Consider the following 18,011-nt stretch of genomic DNA (forward strand, 5'->3'; position numbering starts at 1 on the left):
ATGGATGCCTGGTCCCGTAGTCTCGAACGCCTCGAAGCGGAGTTTCCGCCTGAAGACGTTCACACCTGGTTGAAGCCGCTGCAGGCCGATCTGCGCGTGGACAGCCTGGTGCTGTATGCACCGAATGCCTTCATCGTCGACCAGGTGCGCGAGCTGTACCTGGCGCGCATCCGCGAGCTGCTGGCGCATTTCGCCGGATTCAGCGACGTTTTTCTTGAAATCGGCTCCCGTCCGCGCCCGGTAGAGGCGCAGACCGCGCCGGTTTCCACGCATTCGGCGCACGCAGCCAGCGAACCCCAGGTGCCGTTCGCCGGCAATCTGGACAGCCATTACACCTTCGCCAACTTCGTCGAAGGCCGCAGCAACCAGCTCGGCCTCGCCGCTGCGTTCCAGGCAGCGCAGAAACCGGGCGATCGCGCACACAATCCGCTGCTGCTGTACGGAGGCACCGGACTGGGCAAGACCCACCTGATGTTCGCCGCCGGCAACGCCATGCGCCAGGCCAATCCGGGTGCGAAGGTGCTGTACCTGCGCTCGGAACAGTTCTTCAGCGCGATGATCCGGGCCTTGCAGGAAAAGACCATGGATCAGTTCAAGCGCCAGTTCCAGCAGGTCGACGCGCTGCTGATCGACGACATCCAGTTCTTCGCCGGCAAGGATCGCACCCAGGAAGAGTTCTTCCACACCTTCAACGCCCTGTTCGACGGCAAGCAGCAGATCATCCTGACCTGTGACCGGTACCCGCGTGAGGTCGAAGGGCTGGAAGCGCGCCTCAAGTCGCGGCTTGCCTGGGGACTGTCGGTCGCAATCGAACCGCCTGACTTCGAGACCCGTGCGGCGATCGTGCTGGCCAAGGCGCGCGAACGCGGTGCGGAGATTCCCGATGATGTTGCGTTCCTGATCGCCAAGAAGATGCGCTCCAATGTGCGCGACCTCGAAGGCGCGCTGAATACCCTGACCGCCCGCGCCAACTTCACCGGCCGTGCGATCACCACCGAGTTCGCGCAGGAAACCCTGCGTGACCTGCTGCGCGCCCAGCAGCAGGCGATCAGCATTCCCAACATCCAGAAAACCGTTGCCGACTACTACGGGCTGCAGATCAAGGATCTGCTGTCCAAGCGCCGCACCCGCTCGCTGGCCCGTCCGCGCCAGGTCGCCATGGCCCTGACCAAGGAGTTGACCGAGCACAGCCTGCCCGAGATCGGCGACGCATTCGCCGGTCGCGATCACACCACGGTGCTGCATGCCTGCCGTCAGATCCGGACGTTGATGGAAACCGACGGCAAGCTCCGCGAGGACTGGGACAAGCTGATCCGGAAGCTGAGCGAATGATGCACGGACGCCGATGAGGCGTCATCGCACAAAACGGTGCAGAATCCGGTAGCAAGCGCGGGATGAGTTGTGGATAAAAAAGGCGCCTGACAACGCGCGGAATTTATCCACAACTTTCCCCACCCTCTGGGGGGCGGTAATACAGAGGGTTTCGAGGCCAGAAATCCTTTTTATTACAAAGACTTAACGTTGTTTTCCAGCGATTCTGTCTCTACCAGCACCACCAAGCTTTTGATTTATTCCACATTTTTTAAAGCATAGGGGCACGGAACCACATGCGTTTCACACTGCAGCGCGAAGCCTTTCTCAAGCCGTTGGCACAGGTCGTCAACGTGGTCGAACGCCGCCAGACCCTTCCGGTTCTGGCCAATTTCCTGGTCCAGGTGCAGAACGGCCAGCTTTCGCTGACCGGTACCGACCTGGAAGTGGAGATGGTGTCGCGGATCGCGGTTGAAGATGCCCAGGACGGCGAAACCACCATTCCGGCGCGCAAGCTGTTCGAGATCATCCGCGCCCTGCCCGATGGCAGCCGGATCACTGTTTCGCAGACCGGTGACAAGATCACCGTGCAGGCGGGTCGCAGCCGCTTCACCCTGGCAACGCTGCCGTCCAACGACTTCCCGTCGGTAGACGAGGTGGAGGCCACCGAGCGCGTGGCGATCGGCGAAGCGACCCTGAAGGAGCTGATTGAACGCACTGCGTTCGCGATGGCCCAGCAGGACGTGCGCTACTACCTCAACGGCCTGCTGTTCGACCTGCGTGGCGATGCGCTGCGTACGGTGGCCACCGACGGACACCGCCTCGCCCTGTGTGAAACGGATCTGGCCAAGCCCAGCGGCTCCAAGCGACAGATCATCGTGCCGCGCAAGGGCGTGACCGAGCTGCAGCGCCTTCTGGAGAGCGGCGACCGGGAGATCGAGCTGGAGGTAGGCCGCAGCCACGTGCGCGTGAAGCGGGACGATGTCACGTTCACCTCGAAGCTGATTGACGGTCGTTTCCCGGACTATGAAGCCGTGATTCCGATTGGTGCCGACCGCGAGGTGAAGGTCGACCGTGAGGCACTACGCGCCTCGCTGCAGCGTGCGGCCATCCTGTCCAACGAGAAGTACCGCGGCATCCGCGTGGAAGTTTCGCCGGGCAACCTGAAGATCAGCGCGCATAACCCGGAGCAGGAAGAGGCGCAGGAAGAGATCGAAGCCGATACCACCGTCAGCGATCTGGCCATCGGCTTCAATGTGAATTACCTGCTGGACGCCCTGTCCGCATTGCGCGACGAAGAGGTCATCATCCAGCTGCGCGATTCCAATTCGTCGGCGCTGGTGCGCGAGTCCAGCAGCGAGAAGTCCCGCCATGTGGTGATGCCGCTGCGTCTCTGACGGTTGCGCTGTTCCACGTGGAACCAGAAGACGCCCGGAACGTTCCGGGCGTTTTTTTTGCGGTTCCACGTGGAGCATTCCTGTTCTCCATCGCGCTGCAACAGGCCAGTCCCCTGTGTGACAGATCCCTGTAGCTGTTCTGGCTGTCTGGATCCGCGTAGCTGCTGCTGTTGCTGACGCCACTATCCACAGACGTCGTTACAGGCGGTCTATGTCCTTCCTAGCTTCTAAATCTGGGTATAAATCTAAAGCTAGGTGGTGATGGTAGAGCCAGATTTCGTGGAAAAGAGGGTCATCTCGTTGATTTAATTGGGTTTTAGTGTGATGAAACCCCCTGCATATCGGCGCCTGGGGCTGGGGGGGAACCTGTGGATAGATTTCAGGCAGGGCCAAAGCGGCTTTTTTATCCACAGATTGCCCATACCTTGTGTATAAGTAATACCGGGCCGCTGTGCATAGCGTGAAACCGCTTGCTTGAAATTCTTGAAATCTGTGGAACCGCCACGGGTGTTGGTGCGCAGATTTCAAGGAAATGCGGCAGGTTCTTTGCGGGCCGTCGTCCGTAAGCCGGTCAGGACACGTTCGCAACCGCGCCATGGTCTGCAGGGCGATAGCCTGACGCCCACGGCGGACTTGACCGATGCAGTAAGCTGATGGATTCCCTGCCCCTTTACCGCTTCGTGCGGATGGTCCTTCGCACCCCATGCAGATCCGTCGCCTCGTCCTGCACCATCTGCGCCGCTTCGCCGTGGTGGAGCTGTCGCCACAACCGGGATTGAATCTGCTGACGGGCGACAACGGTGCCGGCAAGACCAGTGTGCTGGAGGCGTTGCATCTGATGGCTTATGGGCGCAGCTTCCGTGGCCGGGTGCGCGACGGCCTGGTCCGCCAGGGCCAGGATGCGCTGGACATCTTTGTGGAGTGGGATGAACAGCGCGGCCAGTCATCGCCGCACCGCCGCAAGGCCGGTCTCCGCCATAGCGGACAGGACTGGAAGGGGCGCTTGGATGGTGAAGATGTCAGCCAGCTTGGCAATCTATGTGCAGCACTGGCGGTGGTGACATTCGAGCCGGGCAGCCATGCCCTGGTCAGCGGTGGTGGTGAGCCCCGTCGGCGTTTTCTCGATTGGGGATTGTTCCACGTGGAACCGGATTTTCTGTCCCTGTGGCGCCGCTACTCACGGGCGCTCAAGCAGCGCAATGCCCTGCTCAAGCAGGGAGGGCCAGCAAGGATGCTCGATACGTGGGATCACGAACTGGCTGAGGCCGGCGAACCGTTGACCAGCCGACGTCAGCGTTATCTGGAGCGGCTGCAGGAGCGCACCATCGCGCTGGCGGCCAGTCTTGCCCCCCAGTTGGGTATCCAGGCGCTGGACCTGAGTCCGGGATGGCGCCGCCACGAACTGCCGCTGGCCGATGCACTGCTGTTGGCACGCGAGCGGGACCGGCAGGCGGGCTATACATCCGTTGGGCCCCATCGGGCGGACTGGAGCGTGGACTTCAGCCATATTCCAGGGCGGGACGCGTTGTCGCGCGGCCAGGCCAAACTCACGGCCTTGGCGTGTCTGCTGGCCCAGGCCGAAGACTATGCGGAACAGCGCGGGGAATGGCCGGTTATTGCTCTGGACGATCTGGCCTCCGAACTGGATCGCACTCACCAGGCGCGGGTGCTGGAGCGCCTGCTTGCCGGCCCGGCGCAGATATTCGTCACGGCAACTGAAACGCCGGCCGCGCTGCAGGCGCTGACTGACATCACCCGGTTCCACGTGGAACATGGACAGATCGTGGCTGTGCCATAGTGCGTACAACAGGGCCGCTCGACCCTGGCTGGTATAATTCGGGTTGCAATCCTTTCATTCTCGGCGCACCGCTTCCTGTGGTGCCCGACCTGCGGAGCCTACGGCAAGCGCAATGAGCGACGAACAGAACACCCCGGTAAACAATGGCAACTACGACGCCAACAGCATCACCGCCCTGGAAGGCCTGGAGGCTGTCCGCAAGCGTCCCGGTATGTACATCGGCGACGTCCATGACGGTACCGGCCTGCACCACATGGTGTTCGAGGTGGTCGACAACTCCATCGATGAGGCGCTGGCCGGTCATGCTGACCATGTCGCGGTGACGATCCACGCCGACGGTTCGGTGTCGGTCTCCGACAACGGTCGTGGTATTCCGGTCGGCAAGCATGAGCAGATGAGCGCCAAGCTGGGCCGCGAAGTCTCGGCAGCCGAAGTGGTGATGACGGTCCTGCACGCCGGCGGCAAGTTCGACGACAACAGCTACAAGGTTTCCGGCGGCCTGCATGGTGTGGGTGTCAGCGTGGTCAATGCGCTGTCGCAGAAGCTGCTGGTGGACGTATTCCAGGGCGGCTTCCATTACCAGCAGGAATTCAGCAACGGCGCTGCCGTCAGCCCGCTGGCCAAGCTGGAAAGCACCACCAAGCGCGGCACGACCGTGCGCTTCTGGCCGTCGACCGTCGCGTTCCACGACAACGTCGAATTCCACTACGACATCCTGGCCCGTCGCCTGCGTGAGCTGTCGTTCCTGAACTCCGGCGTCAAGATCGTGCTGGCGGACGAACGCGGCGATGGCCGTCGCGACGACTTCCACTATGAAGGCGGCATCCGCAGTTTCGTCGAGCATCTGGCCCAGCTGAAGACGCCGCTGCATCCGAACGTCATCGCGGTCAGCGGCGAATCCAACGGCATCACCGTGGAAGTGGCGCTGCAGTGGACCGATTCCTACCAGGAAACGATGTACTGCTTCACCAACAACATTCCGCAGAAGGACGGCGGCACCCACCTGGCCGGTTTCCGCGGTGCGCTGACCCGTGTGCTCAACAACTACATCGAGCAGAACGGCATCGCCAAGCAGGCAAAGATCAACCTGACCGGCGATGACATGCGAGAGGGCATGATCGCGGTGCTGTCGGTGAAGGTGCCCGATCCCAGCTTCTCCAGCCAGACCAAGGAAAAGCTGGTCAGCTCGGACGTGCGTCCGGCCGTGGAAAGTGCCTTCGGCCAGCGTCTGGAAGAATTCCTGCAGGAGAATCCGAACGAAGCGAAGGCGATTGCCGGCAAGATCGTCGATGCCGCGCGCGCGCGCGAAGCGGCCCGCAAGGCTCGTGACCTGACGCGCCGCAAGGGCGCGTTGGATATCGCCGGCCTGCCGGGCAAGCTGGCCGACTGCCAGGAGAAGGATCCGGCGCTGTCCGAGCTGTTCATCGTCGAGGGTGACTCGGCAGGTGGTTCGGCCAAGCAGGGTCGCAACCGCAAGAACCAGGCGGTACTGCCGCTGCGCGGCAAGATCCTCAACGTGGAACGTGCGCGCTTCGACCGCATGCTGTCGTCCGACCAGGTCGGTACGCTGATCACCGCGCTCGGTACCGGCATCGGCCGTGATGAGTACAACCCGGACAAGCTGCGCTATCACAAGATCATCATCATGACCGACGCCGACGTCGACGGCGCCCATATCCGCACGCTGCTGCTGACGTTCTTCTACCGTCAGATGCCGGAGCTGATCGAGCGCGGCTACGTCTACATCGGCCTGCCGCCGCTGTACAAGATCAAACAGGGCAAGCAGGAGCTGTACCTGAAGGATGATCCGGCGCTGGACAGCTATCTGGCCAGCAGCGCGGTGGAAAACGCGTCGCTGGTGCCGGCCGCCGGCGAGCCCGGCATCGAGGGCGTTGCCCTGGAGAAGCTGCTGCTGGCCTACGCCTCCGCGCAGGACGCGATCGAACGCAATGCGCATCGCTATGATCGCAACCTGCTCGAAGCGCTGGTCGACTTCATGCCGCTGGAACTGGACACCCTGCGCAATGCCGGACAAGGCGAAGGCCTGGACGCGCTGGCCAGGCGCCTGAACCAGGGCAGCCTGGGCAGCCCGCGTTTCAGCCTGGAACTGCAGGAGGCCAATGAACAGCGCCCCGCGGCCGTGCTGGTGACCCGACGTCACATGGGCGAAGAGCACATCCAGGTGCTGCCGCTTTCGGCCCTGGAAACCGGCGAACTGCGCGCGATCCATCAGGCAGCCAAGCTGTTGCATGGCCTGGTACGCGAGGGGGCGACCATCACCCGCGGTGCCAAGTCGATCGAGGTTGATTCGTTCGTGAAGGCGCAGAACTGGTTGCTGGATGAAGCCAAGCGCGGTCGCCAGATCCAGCGCTTCAAGGGCCTGGGTGAAATGAATCCGGAACAGCTGTGGGATACCACCGTGAATCCGGATACCCGCCGCCTGCTGCAGGTACGCATCGAAGACGCCGTTGCCGCCGATCAGATCTTCAGCACCCTGATGGGCGATGTCGTCGAGCCGCGCCGCGACTTCATCGAAGACAACGCACTGAAGGTCGCCAACCTGGATATCTGACACAATCGGGACGTGGCCGGTGCGCGGGGAGGCGCGCCGGCCCTTGCCCCTTGATCGCAGGTATCTGATGTCCGCTTCCGCTCCGGTTTCCGCACCGCCGCCGGTTCCGCCGGTGACCGCTGCCCCCCGCACCGCTTCGCCACTGGCGGGATTCTTCATCGATCTGGGCATCGCCGCCGTCACCCTGTTCGGCCTGAGCCTGATCAGTGGCCTGTTCTGGGGCGTGTACCGCGGCTTGATGGTCGGCTACGCAAACGCGAAGGCCAACGGCGCCGCACCCGATCCCGGCACCCTGACCGAAGCACTGGGTCAGCCGGGTGCCCTGGCGCAGATCCTGATGGCGCTGTTCGCTACCGGCGGCGCGGCCCTGCTGCTGTATTTCTGGCGACGACCGGCCAATGCGGCCGAACGCCAGGCGTCGCGTGACGCGCTGCGCCGGCCCTCCACCTGGGGCTGGACGCTGCTGGTGGCCACGTTGATCGTGGTGGGCAGCAACGGCATCGCCTTCCTGTCCCGGCAGTTCGGCATCGAACCGGTGCCGACCAACGTGGAACTGATGCAGAACGCGGTCGCGCGCTTTCCGCTGTTCCTGATGCTGTTCGCGGTGGTGCTGGCGCCGGCCTACGAGGAACTGCTGTTCCGGCGCGTCCTGTTCGGGCGCTTGTGGCAGGCCGGTCGCCCCTGGCTGGGCATGATACTGAGCAGCCTTGCCTTCGCCCTGATCCATGAAATTCCCGGCACCAGCGCCAACGGCCCGGCCGAGATCGCCCAGCTGTGGCTGGTCTACGGCGGCATGGGCGCTGCATTCTGCTGGCTGTACCGCCGTACCGGAACGCTGTGGGCGGCCATCGCCGCACATGCCCTGAACAATGCCGTGGCACTGGCGGCGCTGGTGTTCTTCGGCGCGACGTAACGGCTGCCCGCTTGACGAAAGATTAAGCAGCGACGATACACACTGCGCTCATGAACACGGGGGTGGACCCATGAAACAACTGCTGCTGGCCCTTGTCATCACCACCCTGGTCAGCGCCTGCGCGACCACCACCTCGCCGACCGGACGGCGGCAGATGATCGGTGGCGTCTCGCAGGCACAGCTTGACCAGCTCGGCGCGCAGGCGTTCGCCGAGACGAAGCAGAAGGAAAAGATCAGCACGGACGGCCGGCAGAACGGCTACGTGCAGTGCGTGGTCAACGCGCTGGTCGCCCAGCTGCCTCCACAATACCGTAGCGTACGGTGGGAAACCGCCGTGTTCGTCGACAAGGAACCCAACGCTTTCGCCCTGCCTGGCGGCAAGGTGGGCGTGAACACCGGCATCTTCACCGTAGCCAGGAACCAGGACCAGCTGGCGGCCGTGATCGGCCACGAGATCGGCCATGTCATCGCCCGCCACCACGAGGAGCGCATCACCCGGCAGATGGGCGCGCAGACCGGCCTGGCGGTACTCGGCGCACTGGCCGGCGCTGCCTATGGCGAAGGCGCGGCCAGCACGGTCAACCAGCTTGGCGGCATGGGGGCACAGACGGCGTTCCTGCTGCCGGGCTCGCGGACCCAGGAAAGCGAGGCGGACGTGATCGGCCAGCGGCTGATGGCGCAGGCCGGTTTCAACCCGGCGCAGGCGGTGGACCTGTGGCAGAACATGATGGCCGCCAGCGGCGGACGCAGCCCGCAATGGCTGTCCACCCACCCCGATCCGGCCAACCGGATCCAGGAGCTGCGACGTGATTCCCCTGCCCTGATGCCGGTCTACCAGCAGGCGCAGGCGGCCGGACTGCGACCAAAGTGCGGATGAGTGCGCAGTTTCATGCTGTATTGCAGCACATAAAACGATTTCTCACGCCATCTGTTTCTGATACGTTTGGCGGCTCAGATTTTTCTGACAGTCCGACTTTGCCGCTATCCGGCGGTTCGATCGAGGTGAACGATGATTTTCCGTAAACACAAAGCTGTGCTTTCCGTCCTCGTCGCGACCGCCCTGACCGGCGCCGTGGTCACCGATGCGCTCGCGCAGTCCTCGCGTTCCTCCGACCGTGGCAACCGCGGCGGCAGCAGCAAGCAGGCCAAGGCCGAACCGCTGTACCCCAATGCGACCCGCCAGGAGCCGGCGGCCAAGTCCTCGGCCAAGATGGGCGGCAAGCTGCAGAAACTGGTAGACAGCTACAACAAGGAAAAGTTCCCGGAGACCCGCACCCAGGCCGACGCCATCCTGGCTGACAGCGCCGCGAACGAGTACGACAAGTCGCTGGCCGCGCAGCTGGCTTCGCAGGCCGCCTACCAGACCGACGATGTCGCCGCCGCCATCGCCTACCTGAAGCAGGTGCTGCAGTTCAACGGCCTGGACAACAACGGCCACTTCCAGTCGATGCTGATGCTGGGCCAGCTGCAGCTGCAGGAAGACCAGACCGCCGAAGGCCTGGCCACCCTGGACAAGTACTTCGCCGAGAGCAAGTCGACCAAGCCGGAAGAGCTGATCGCGAAGGGCCAGGCGCTGTACCAGCTGGAGCGCTACCAGGAAGCGATCCCGGTGCTGAAGCAGGCGATCGCCGGCTCCACCGAGCCGAAGGACAGCTGGAACCAGCTGCTGATGGCAGCCCTGTCCGAGGCCGGCCAGACCGGTGAAGCCGTGCAGGCCGCCGAGGCCCTGGCGGCGAAGAACCCGAACGACAAGAAGGCGCAGCTGAACCTGGCCAACATGTACATGCAGGCCGACCAGATGCCCAAGGCCGCCGCGGTGATGGACAAGCTGCGCAGCAGCGGCCAGCTCACCGAAGAGCGCGAGTACAAGCAGCTGTACTCGATCTATGCCAACACCGAGAACAAGGAAAAGGACGTCATCGCGGTCATCAACGAAGGGTTGCAGAAGGGCATCCTGAAGCCGGATTACCAGGTCTACCTGGCGCTGGCCCAGTCCTACTACTACTCCGACCAGGTGCCGCAGGCGATCGATGCGTGGCAGAAGGCCGCCCCGCTGTCCAAGGACGGTGAGACCTACCTGAACCTGGCACGCGTCCTGCATGCCGAAGGTCGCGTCCCCGAGGCCAAGCAGGCCGCCCAGCAGGCGCTGGCGAAGGGCGTGAAGAACCAGGCTGATGCCAAGAAAATCATCAACCTGAAGTAAGTAGGAATAACGCCTGAACGCCTGCTCAGTTGATGCGCAGGCGCTCAGGATTGGTATAAGCTTGGAGGTTCCTGCGGTGTCATGCACCGCTGATCAGGGATTCCGCCCCCGGCATCCCGGCCCCACTATTGAGCTCTTGGCGCATGACGGAACAACTAGTCGTTCACCGGTACGAACAACCCGATGACAAGGGGCTGAGCTGGCCTCGCATCGTCGGCATCGCGTTTGTAATCGCCCTGCATCTGGCCGCCTTCATGATGCTTCTGATCCCTGCCGTGGCTCCCAAGGCCGCTGCGGAGAAGGAACGCAATGTGATGGTGACCATCGTCGACGCACCGCCGCCGCCGCCCCCGCCGCCGCCGCCGCCGCCGCCGACAGATACTCCGCCGCCGCCGGTGAAGAATCTGTCGCCGCCGAAGCCGTCGCCGGTCCCGCCGCCGCCGCAGGCGCCGGTCGTGGACGTGCCGGAACCGCGTCCGAACGATATCGTCACTCCGCCGACCCCGCCGTCGCCGCCAAGCCCGCCGGCGTCGATCGAGGCCAGCGTGGACATCTCGTCCAAGGCGATGAATCCCCCGCGTTATCCGCCGGCAGCATTCCGCGCAGGTATCCAGGGTGAAGTGATCCTGATCATTGATGTCGATGCCAGCGGCAACGTCACCAATGTCACGGTGGAAAAGTCCAGCCGTAACCGCGACCTGGACCGTGCTGCGATGGAAGCAGCACGCAAGTGGCGCTTCAACGCCGCTGAATCTGGCGGTAAGAAGACGGCAGGTCGCGTTCGCGTCCCGGTCAACTTTGCGCTGAACTGATGCGTTCGGGTGGCTTCGGGCCACCCCCGCTCCGGTTCGATTGTTTAGCTTAGCTACACCCTTTATCACCACACACAACAAAGGTAAGCGTCATGCTGCAGGAAATTTTCATCGCCGCTGCTGCCGGGGGCAATCCGTCCAACGCCCTGTCGCAGATGGGCTTCGAGCACCTGATCCACGAAATGACCACCAAGCCGGGTGATTTCGCTGTTTCCTGGGTCGTGCTGCTGACCCTGGTGATCATGTCGGCCATGTCCTGGTACTGGACCGTCATCAACATCTTCCGCGCCACCCGCCTGAAGAGCGCTGCCGATCGCGTCGTCAGCCTGTTCTGGGACACCCCGAACGCGCAGGACGCCATCCGTGCGATGGAAGAGCAGCCGGCTTCGGAGCCGTTCTCGAAGATCGCCCTGGACGCTGCCCAGGCAGCTGCCCACCACCAGCGCGCTGAAGGCGGCGGTACCGGTGGCCTGGGTGAGAACCTGAGCCGTTCGGAATTCGTCGACCGCGCCCTGCGTCAGGCCGTCACCCGCGAAAGCAACAAGCTGCAGTCGGGCATGACCCTGCTGGCCACCGTCGGCGCGACCGCACCGTTCGTCGGTCTGCTGGGTACCGTGTGGGGCATCTACGGCGCGCTGATCAAGATCGGTGCCACCGGCTCCGCTTCGATCGACGCCGTTGCCGGCCCGGTGGGTGAAGCGCTGATCATGACCGCGATCGGTCTGTTCGTCGCGATCCCGGCCGTGTTCGCCTTCAACTTCTTCAGCAAGATCAACAGCGCGACCATCAGCAAGTTCGATACCTTCGCGCACGACCTGCACGACTTCTTCGCCACCGGTTCGCGCGTCCGCTGATTGCGGCGCGCTTCCACCCGCGACGAAGCAAGTAGTCATCAAGATCTAGACGGAGCCCGTTATGGCTTTCAGTAGTGGTAACAGCGGCGGCCCCATGGCCGACATCAACGTTACGCCCCTCGTGGACGTGATGCTGGTGCTGCTGATCATCTTCATCATCACGGCGCCCCTGATGTCCCACAAGGTCAAGGTGGATCTGCCGGAAGCCAACCTGATCCAGAATCCGGATGACGCCGAAAAGCGCTCCGGTCCGATCACCCTGGCAGTCAAGGAAGACGGCTCGATCTACTGGAACGACGAAGAAATCACCAAGCAGACGCTCGAGTCGCGCTTGGCGACCGCCGCCCAGCAGACCCCGCAGCCGCCGCTGAACCTGCGTGGTGACCGCACCACCAAGATGCGCGTCATCAACGACCTGACCAAGGTCGCGCAGGAGCAGGGCATGCTGGACGTCGGCTTCGTCGCGACCAAAGAAAAGGGGCAATAAGCCATGGCATTCAGTAGTGGTGGTGGCAAGGGCCCCATGGCCGACATCAACGTCACGCCCCTCGTGGACGTGATGCTGGTGCTGCTGATCATCTTCATCGTGACCGCGCCGATCATGACCTACCCGATCGCCGTGGACCTGCCGCAGCGCGTGCTCAACCCACCGCCGCAGCTGGTCGAACCGCCGCCGCCGATCGAACTGAAGATCGACGCCAGCAACCAGGTCTCGTGGAACAACAGCCCGATCAGCACCAGCGAGCTGCAGCAGCGGATGGAACAGGAGGTCCAGCGTGACCCGACCAACCAGCCGGAACTGCGGATCGATGCAAGCCCGGATTCCGAGTACGACGTGATGGCCAAGGTTCTGGCTGCCGCGAAGAATGCTCAGATGAAGAAGATCGGCTTCGTACAGCAGTAAACGCAATACCGCAACACAACAGTCATGACGCGACTGCAGACGCCCCTGGAGACAGGGGCGTCTTTTTTTGTGCCTGCGAAGCCCGACGGGGTCAGATCCCTTTCCCTGCGGAAAAGGGATCTGACCCCCTCTGACTTCACGCGCCCGCTATGATCGGCGCATGCTCGCCCTCTTCGACTCCCTCCGCCACTGGCTTGATGGCATTGCCCACCTGGGTTCGATCCTGGCCGTGGCCTACCTGCTGTACCTGCTCGCGCTGGCGGGCTGGATCATGCTGCAGAAGCGCGAACCGGTAGCCACGCTGAGCTGGATCCTGTCGCTGGCCCTGCTGCCCTACCTCGGCCTTTTCATCTATTACCTGCTCGGTCCGCAGAAGGTGAAGCGGCAGCGCCTGCGTCGTGGCCGCGCGCGATCGGGGATGGAGCATTACAGCGACGTCTGCCCGCCCGATGCCGATTGCACCGAGCTGGCCAAGATCGCCCAGGCCACCACCGGACTGGCGCCGAGCAGTGCCACCGAAGTGACCTGGCTGGTCGATGGCGCGGCGACCTATGCCGCGCTGCTGGAAGCGGTGGCGCAGGCGCGTGACCACGTGCATCTGGAGTACTACATCTTCAATCCCGACCATGCCGGAACCGCACTGCGTGATGCCCTGGTCGAACGTGCCCGCGCCGGCGTGCAGGTGCGGCTGCTGCTCGATGCAGTGGGCTCGTCCGCGGTGCCGCGACGCTTCCTGCAGCCGCTGCTCGACGCCGGCGGTGAAGCGGTCTGGTTCCATCCCCGCCAGCTGCTGAAGCCCTTCAAGCGACCGTGGCTGAACCTGCGCACCCACCGCAAGCTGGTGATCGTCGATGGCCGCCTCGCCTTCACCGGCGGCATCAACATCACCGATGACGAGGATGAGAGCCGCAACGCCAACGCCTATCGCGACCTGCACATGCGCATCCGCGGTCACGTAGTCCGCAGCCTGCAACTGGTGTTTGCCGAGGACTGGCTCTACGCCAGCGGTCAGGACCACTCGCATTTCGACATCGCGCGGATGTGGCCGGCGGACATGCCGCTCCGCGGCGAAGGCTCGATCAACGCACAGGTGCTGGTGTCCGGCCCGGACTCGGGCTGGGAGACCATCCACCGGCTCCACGTGGCGGCCATCCAGGAAGCGCAGGAGCGCGTGTGGCTGGTCACGCCCTACTTCGTGCCGGGCGAAGCCGCGCGGATGGCGCTGACCTCGGCCGCGCTGGGGGGACTGGACGTGCGGCTGCTGGTGCCGAAGATGAGCGATTCCTGGTTCGTGACCCAGGCCGCACGGTCCTACTTCGACGAGCTGCTGCACGCCGGGGTGAAGATCTACGAGTACGGCCCCCGCATGCTGCATACCAAGGCCTTCATCGCCGACGACGATGTCTGCATCGTCGGCAGTGCCAACTTCGACCATCGCAGCTTCCGCCTGAACTTCGAACTGTCGATGATGATCAGCGACCGCGAGCGGGTGGCCGCCCTGGCGGGCCTGCTGGAGGCCGAGTTCGAGCGCGCTACCCGCGTGCACGACCAGGCCGCGGCCCGCTCGCTGTGGCTGCAACGCCTGCCCGAGGCCTTCGCGCGTCTGGCCTCGCCGCTGCTGTAAGGCGGCGCTACACTGCGGCGATCATCCGGGGAGCCTGACTATGTACTGGTTGTACCTGCTGCCGGCGCTGGGCTGTTTCGCCTTCGCGCTGAAAACCCCAAGCCCGGGGCTGATGGCGCTGGCGCTGCTGGCGGCCCTCGCCTTCCTGCTGGCCTGGGTGCGTGGCCGCTACGTGGCCCGGTTCGGTGATCTGCAGAGTGATCCCTCAACCCTGATCGATGCCGACGAGCTGCGCCGCCTGCGTGAGCAGGCCGAGGCCCGTGGCGCGGATCAACGCGACGAACACGATCCGTCCCCTCTTTCCAAGTAGTACCGTTCGATGACCCAGCTCAGTGTCAACGTCAACAAGATCGCCGTCCTGCGCAATTCGCGCGGTGGTGCCGAACCCGATGTGGTGCGTGCCGCCCAGGCCTGCCTGGATGCCGGCGCCCATGGCATCACCGTGCATCCGCGACCCGATCGACGTCATATCACCGCCGAGGACGTAATGGCGCTGTCCACGCTGACCCGCGTCCGTGGCGTCGAATTCAACATAGAAGGCAATCCCTTCGCACCGCCACGCGACGGCTACCCGGGGCTGCTGCCGCTGTGCGCGCAGACGCGTCCGGCGCAGGCCACCCTGGTGCCGGACGGCGATGGCCAGATCACCTCCGACCACGGTTTCGACTTCGAGCGCGACGGCGAGCGCCTGCGTCCGCTGGTGGCCGAGCTGAAGGCGATGGGCTGCCGGGTCAGCCTGTTCGTCGATGCCGGCAACCCGCTGCTGGAACAGGCGGCCGAGGTCGGCGCCGATCGCATCGAGCTGTACACCGGACCCTATGCCGAAGCGCACGCCGCAGGCGACGCCGCAGCGATGCTGGCGCTGTTCGCCACGGCCGCGCGCCGCGCGCAGGCCGTTGGGCTTGGTGTGAACGCCGGCCATGATCTGTCGCAGGACAACCTGCGTGACTTCCTGGCGAACGTGCCGGAGGTGCTGGAGGTCTCGATCGGGCATGCGCTGATCGGCGAGGCCCTGTATGACGGGCTGGATGCGACCGTTCGGGGCTATCTGGCGCTGCTCTGAGGTAGCGCCGGACCCTGCCCGGCGGGGCCAATACTGTTGTCGCAGCCGCTGAGACGGCAGCGGCGTAGGCTACCCACATGGGTATCGCGATCAAAGGCCGAGGGTCCAGCTCCCACCTTGCCGGGCGCTTCGAGAGCACCGTCAGCGAGGCAGTGGACGACGGCTGGGAAGTGGATGAAAGCGAAGAGTTCGCGGCCCCCCGCCTGCGCACCGAGGTACGCGCTGAAACCGCGCGCAGCATCATCAGCCGCAATACCTCCCCGGACGTAGGCTTCAGCCAGTCGGTCAATCCGTATCGTGGCTGCGAGCACGGTATCAATACCCCCTGATTGTTCACTAGATAAATCCATATAGATCAACAGGTTAGAGAATAATCAGTAAACACATTGCTATCGGCACAATCCCCCGCGCAGTGCCGGCCAAACACGCCCATCCTGGAGAGGTTGGCCAACCTTCGTGGTCTGCAAAGAGTGTTAGAGCCCTGCGGCGCGCAGCAGGGCCGACATCGAGGTACCCATGCCTTTAGCAACTCGCTCCAAGGTAGCGAGAGTGAGGTTCTTTTCGCCACGCTCGATCTTGCTGTAGTAGGCGCGGTGCATCTGGATGTGGTCAGCAAAGGCTTCTTGGCTGACACCCAGATCAATGCGATGCGCGCGGATCACATCTGCAAGTTTCGCTTGGTTCGTATGCTCGACCATACGAAGCAGCTTGTGGTTCCAGTACTTTAAAGACTACGCCTCTAAAGGTAGTCTACTTATAAGTACTAATTGCATCTCCCATGAACTTTTACCTCGTATGTCCGGAACTGGAGTTCACTCTTGAGCTTCCCTTTTCTCCCATGGGCAGGGAGCAGGTCGCTATGCAGATGCGTCGAATGCAAGAAGAGGAAGGGCAAGCAAGAGGCTTTGAGTACCGCCTGGCAGAAGAGCTCTCAAAGCTCATCCCCCAGCTAACGGATTGGGACATCAAGCCGCCCACGGGTGCACAGATGGCATATGCGACTTCGCTCTGCGCACAGTTGGGCATTCCACTGCCTGCAGCAACACGTCGATCGCGGGCATTGATGCAGATCTTCTTGGCGGAAGCCAAAGCGCTCCATGGCCAACGCAGCTGATAAAGGCCTTGCCAGCCGAAGCTGTGGATAAGCCTGGGCAGAACCTACTCGCCAAACGACCGTATGGCCTACAGCTAGCTGAATTTCACGGTGTTGCGGCGCCTGTGGTTAGCAATAATACTAACGGCCCGACCTTCCCAAGTTGTCGCCATGGAACAGGATGCTCGAAAGGCCCAAGTTCCCCTCAAAGGCAGAGGGGCCGCATCGCGTGTCCCAAGCCGTTTCGATACCACTGCAACAGTGGGAGTCGACGACGGCTGGGAGTCGGTCTACCAGGAGATGGAAGACGCGCCACCGCTGAGAACTCAGGTGCAGGAAGAGCGAGCGCGCACAGTGATCAGCCACAACTCATCCCCTGACGTTGGCTTTAGCGCGTCGGTCAACCCGTACCGCGGCTGCGAGCATGGCTGTGTTTACTGTTTTGCTCGCCCTTCTCACTCCTACTTGAGCCTTTCACCAGGCTTAGACTTCGAGACGCGCCTGTTTGCAAAGACAAATGCCCCGGAGCGCCTCAGAGCAGAAATTAGCAAGTCGAACTACAAGTGCACCCCGATTGCGTTGGGGATAAACACAGACGGCTATCAGCCGATTGAAAGGAATTACCAAATTACACGCCAATGCCTTGAGGTGCTTGCTGATGCCAAGCATCCGGTGAGCTTCGTCACCAAGAGTGCCTTGATCACCAGGGACGTCGAACTGCTGGCGTCGATGGCCAAGGATCGGTTGGTTACGGTCTACTTCTCGGTCACCACGCTCGACAGGAAGCTATCTGCAAAACTGGAACCACGAGCTGCTGCTCCCCACGCAAGGCTGCGAGCAATGAATCAGCTGCACGAGGCAGGAGTACCGGTAGGGGTTTTGATCGCGCCGGTCATTCCCATGATCACCGACCATGACCTAGAAGCCATCCTTGAGGCTGCTCACGAACACGGCGCTCGGGCAGCAGGCTACGTGCTTCTCAGGCTACCCAACGAGATTAAGGACATTTGGAGAGAATGGCTCGAGCTGCACTATCCGGACCGCGCTGCGCACGTGCTTAGCTTGATGCGACAGATGCATGGTGGAAAGGAGTATGACGCCAGCTTTGGCACCAGGATGTCCGGAACTGGCCCTGTAGCGGACTTGATCCGGAAGCGCTTTGAAAAGAAGCATCGTGAACTCGGTTTCACTAGGCTGCCAGCGCTGGCCACTCATCTTTTTCAACCTCCCCAAGACAAGTCGCCACAGGGGCAACTTTTCTAGCCGAACGGAAAACGAGGCTAGCATCAGTACAAAGCTATGGATGCAGTCCGAGCGGCGCCTACAGGGACAGAGCGTCCTAGGTTTCTGAGTACTGATACCATCTCCCCGAAAAGGAAATAGCATCTCCTCCGCAGCAAGCTTAGACGGCTTTCCAAACATATTTGGTTATCCCGCTTCCTCATGAAAAGGACCAGCGTATGCCCA

Annotated in this window: 17 protein-coding genes and 1 pseudogene; 17 read left to right on the forward strand and 1 reads right to left on the reverse strand. The window is 62.9% G+C overall.

What is annotated here, in order from left to right; translation table 11 throughout:
• From dnaA to ACZLIF_RS00075, 15 genes and pseudogenes are all read left to right on the forward strand, one after another.
• Entirely contained in the window at positions 1-1,332 is a 1,332-nt protein-coding gene (gene dnaA, locus ACZLIF_RS00005; RefSeq protein ID WP_053517222.1) for a chromosomal replication initiator protein DnaA, read from the forward strand.
• Between the two features lie 275 nt (positions 1,333-1,607).
• Positions 1,608-2,708, forward strand: coding sequence for a DNA polymerase III subunit beta (dnaN, locus tag ACZLIF_RS00010; protein WP_005411731.1), 1,101 nt, complete (start codon positions 1,608-1,610; stop codon positions 2,706-2,708).
• Positions 2,709-3,411: 703 nt separating this feature from the next.
• Positions 3,412-4,506, forward strand: a complete 1,095-nt coding sequence (recF, locus tag ACZLIF_RS00015) for a DNA replication/repair protein RecF (RefSeq protein WP_128987815.1) — start codon at positions 3,412-3,414, stop codon at positions 4,504-4,506.
• Between the two features lie 112 nt (positions 4,507-4,618).
• Entirely contained in the window at positions 4,619-7,078 is a 2,460-nt protein-coding gene (gene gyrB / locus ACZLIF_RS00020; protein ID WP_065174070.1) for a DNA topoisomerase (ATP-hydrolyzing) subunit B, read from the forward strand.
• Positions 7,079-7,145: 67 nt separating this feature from the next.
• On the forward strand, positions 7,146-7,991 hold the full coding sequence (locus ACZLIF_RS00025) for a CPBP family intramembrane glutamic endopeptidase (RefSeq protein ID WP_128987816.1): 846 nt from the start codon (positions 7,146-7,148) through the stop codon (positions 7,989-7,991).
• 70 nt (positions 7,992-8,061) lie between these two features.
• A complete protein-coding gene (locus ACZLIF_RS00030) occupies positions 8,062-8,868 on the forward strand; it encodes a M48 family metallopeptidase (RefSeq protein ID WP_478462235.1) in 807 nt (268 codons plus the stop codon).
• 132 nt (positions 8,869-9,000) lie between these two features.
• Entirely contained in the window at positions 9,001-10,194 is a 1,194-nt protein-coding gene (locus ACZLIF_RS00035) for a tetratricopeptide repeat protein (protein WP_128987818.1), read from the forward strand.
• Between the two features lie 143 nt (positions 10,195-10,337).
• The gene (locus ACZLIF_RS00040; RefSeq protein WP_053517215.1) at positions 10,338-11,006 is read left to right on the forward strand and encodes an energy transducer TonB; all 669 of its coding nucleotides are present in this window, start codon (positions 10,338-10,340) and stop codon (positions 11,004-11,006) included.
• Between the two features lie 92 nt (positions 11,007-11,098).
• Positions 11,099-11,860, forward strand: a complete 762-nt coding sequence (exbB, locus tag ACZLIF_RS00045; protein ID WP_053517213.1) for a TonB-system energizer ExbB — start codon at positions 11,099-11,101, stop codon at positions 11,858-11,860.
• Positions 11,861-11,921: 61 nt separating this feature from the next.
• Positions 11,922-12,347 carry an ExbD/TolR family protein gene (locus ACZLIF_RS00050; RefSeq protein ID WP_053517212.1) on the forward strand — a complete coding sequence of 142 codons (426 nt, stop codon included), beginning with the start codon at positions 11,922-11,924 and terminating at the stop codon, positions 12,345-12,347.
• A 3-nt stretch (positions 12,348-12,350) separates the two neighbouring features.
• Entirely contained in the window at positions 12,351-12,764 is a 414-nt protein-coding gene (locus ACZLIF_RS00055) for an ExbD/TolR family protein (protein WP_053517211.1), read from the forward strand.
• A 160-nt stretch (positions 12,765-12,924) separates the two neighbouring features.
• Positions 12,925-14,388, forward strand: a complete 1,464-nt coding sequence (gene cls, locus ACZLIF_RS00060) for a cardiolipin synthase (RefSeq protein ID WP_065182132.1) — start codon at positions 12,925-12,927, stop codon at positions 14,386-14,388.
• Positions 14,389-14,428: 40 nt separating this feature from the next.
• On the forward strand, positions 14,429-14,698 hold the full coding sequence (locus tag ACZLIF_RS00065; protein WP_053517208.1) for a hypothetical protein: 270 nt from the start codon (positions 14,429-14,431) through the stop codon (positions 14,696-14,698).
• Between the two features lie 9 nt (positions 14,699-14,707).
• Entirely contained in the window at positions 14,708-15,451 is a 744-nt protein-coding gene (locus ACZLIF_RS00070) for a pyridoxine 5'-phosphate synthase (protein ID WP_111187091.1), read from the forward strand.
• Positions 15,452-15,528: 77 nt separating this feature from the next.
• Positions 15,529-15,765, forward strand: a pseudogene (locus ACZLIF_RS00075) (radical SAM protein); the annotation flags it as partial.
• Between the two features lie 159 nt (positions 15,766-15,924).
• On the opposite strand, the gene ACZLIF_RS00080 reads toward ACZLIF_RS00075, so the two are convergent.
• On the reverse strand, positions 15,925-16,149 hold the full coding sequence (locus ACZLIF_RS00080; protein WP_012478633.1) for a helix-turn-helix domain-containing protein: 225 nt from the start codon (positions 16,147-16,149) through the stop codon (positions 15,925-15,927).
• Between the two features lie 80 nt (positions 16,150-16,229).
• Between ACZLIF_RS00080 and ACZLIF_RS00085 the strand changes: the two genes are divergently transcribed.
• A complete protein-coding gene (locus ACZLIF_RS00085) occupies positions 16,230-16,565 on the forward strand; it encodes a hypothetical protein (RefSeq protein WP_012478634.1) in 336 nt (111 codons plus the stop codon).
• Positions 16,566-16,715: 150 nt separating this feature from the next.
• The gene (locus ACZLIF_RS00090; protein ID WP_021204599.1) at positions 16,716-17,807 is read left to right on the forward strand and encodes a PA0069 family radical SAM protein; all 1,092 of its coding nucleotides are present in this window, start codon (positions 16,716-16,718) and stop codon (positions 17,805-17,807) included.
• Positions 17,808-18,011: the final 204 nt, after the last annotated feature.

This window comes from Stenotrophomonas sp. 2201_Sma, from assembly GCF_056486685.1.

Excerpts from the sequence above, each read along its gene's own strand:
- dnaA (WP_053517222.1), top strand. The coding sequence starts at position 1 with ATGGATGCCTGGTCCCGTAGTCTCGAACGCCTCGAAGCGGAGTTTCCG.
- dnaN (WP_005411731.1), top strand. The coding sequence starts at position 1,608 with ATGCGTTTCACACTGCAGCGCGAAGCCTTTCTCAAGCCGTTGGCACAG.
- recF (WP_128987815.1), top strand. The coding sequence starts at position 3,412 with ATGCAGATCCGTCGCCTCGTCCTGCACCATCTGCGCCGCTTCGCCGTG.
- gyrB (WP_065174070.1), top strand. The coding sequence starts at position 4,619 with ATGAGCGACGAACAGAACACCCCGGTAAACAATGGCAACTACGACGCC.
- ACZLIF_RS00025 (WP_128987816.1), top strand. The coding sequence starts at position 7,146 with ATGTCCGCTTCCGCTCCGGTTTCCGCACCGCCGCCGGTTCCGCCGGTG.
- ACZLIF_RS00030 (WP_478462235.1), top strand. The coding sequence starts at position 8,062 with ATGAAACAACTGCTGCTGGCCCTTGTCATCACCACCCTGGTCAGCGCC.
- ACZLIF_RS00035 (WP_128987818.1), top strand. The coding sequence starts at position 9,001 with ATGATTTTCCGTAAACACAAAGCTGTGCTTTCCGTCCTCGTCGCGACC.
- ACZLIF_RS00040 (WP_053517215.1), top strand. The coding sequence starts at position 10,338 with ATGACGGAACAACTAGTCGTTCACCGGTACGAACAACCCGATGACAAG.
- exbB (WP_053517213.1), top strand. The coding sequence starts at position 11,099 with ATGCTGCAGGAAATTTTCATCGCCGCTGCTGCCGGGGGCAATCCGTCC.
- ACZLIF_RS00050 (WP_053517212.1), top strand. The coding sequence starts at position 11,922 with ATGGCTTTCAGTAGTGGTAACAGCGGCGGCCCCATGGCCGACATCAAC.
- ACZLIF_RS00055 (WP_053517211.1), top strand. The coding sequence starts at position 12,351 with ATGGCATTCAGTAGTGGTGGTGGCAAGGGCCCCATGGCCGACATCAAC.
- cls (WP_065182132.1), top strand. The coding sequence starts at position 12,925 with ATGCTCGCCCTCTTCGACTCCCTCCGCCACTGGCTTGATGGCATTGCC.
- ACZLIF_RS00065 (WP_053517208.1), top strand. The coding sequence starts at position 14,429 with ATGTACTGGTTGTACCTGCTGCCGGCGCTGGGCTGTTTCGCCTTCGCG.
- ACZLIF_RS00070 (WP_111187091.1), top strand. The coding sequence starts at position 14,708 with ATGACCCAGCTCAGTGTCAACGTCAACAAGATCGCCGTCCTGCGCAAT.
- ACZLIF_RS00080 (WP_012478633.1), bottom strand. The coding sequence starts at position 16,149 with ATGGTCGAGCATACGAACCAAGCGAAACTTGCAGATGTGATCCGCGCG.
- ACZLIF_RS00085 (WP_012478634.1), top strand. The coding sequence starts at position 16,230 with ATGAACTTTTACCTCGTATGTCCGGAACTGGAGTTCACTCTTGAGCTT.
- ACZLIF_RS00090 (WP_021204599.1), top strand. The coding sequence starts at position 16,716 with ATGGAACAGGATGCTCGAAAGGCCCAAGTTCCCCTCAAAGGCAGAGGG.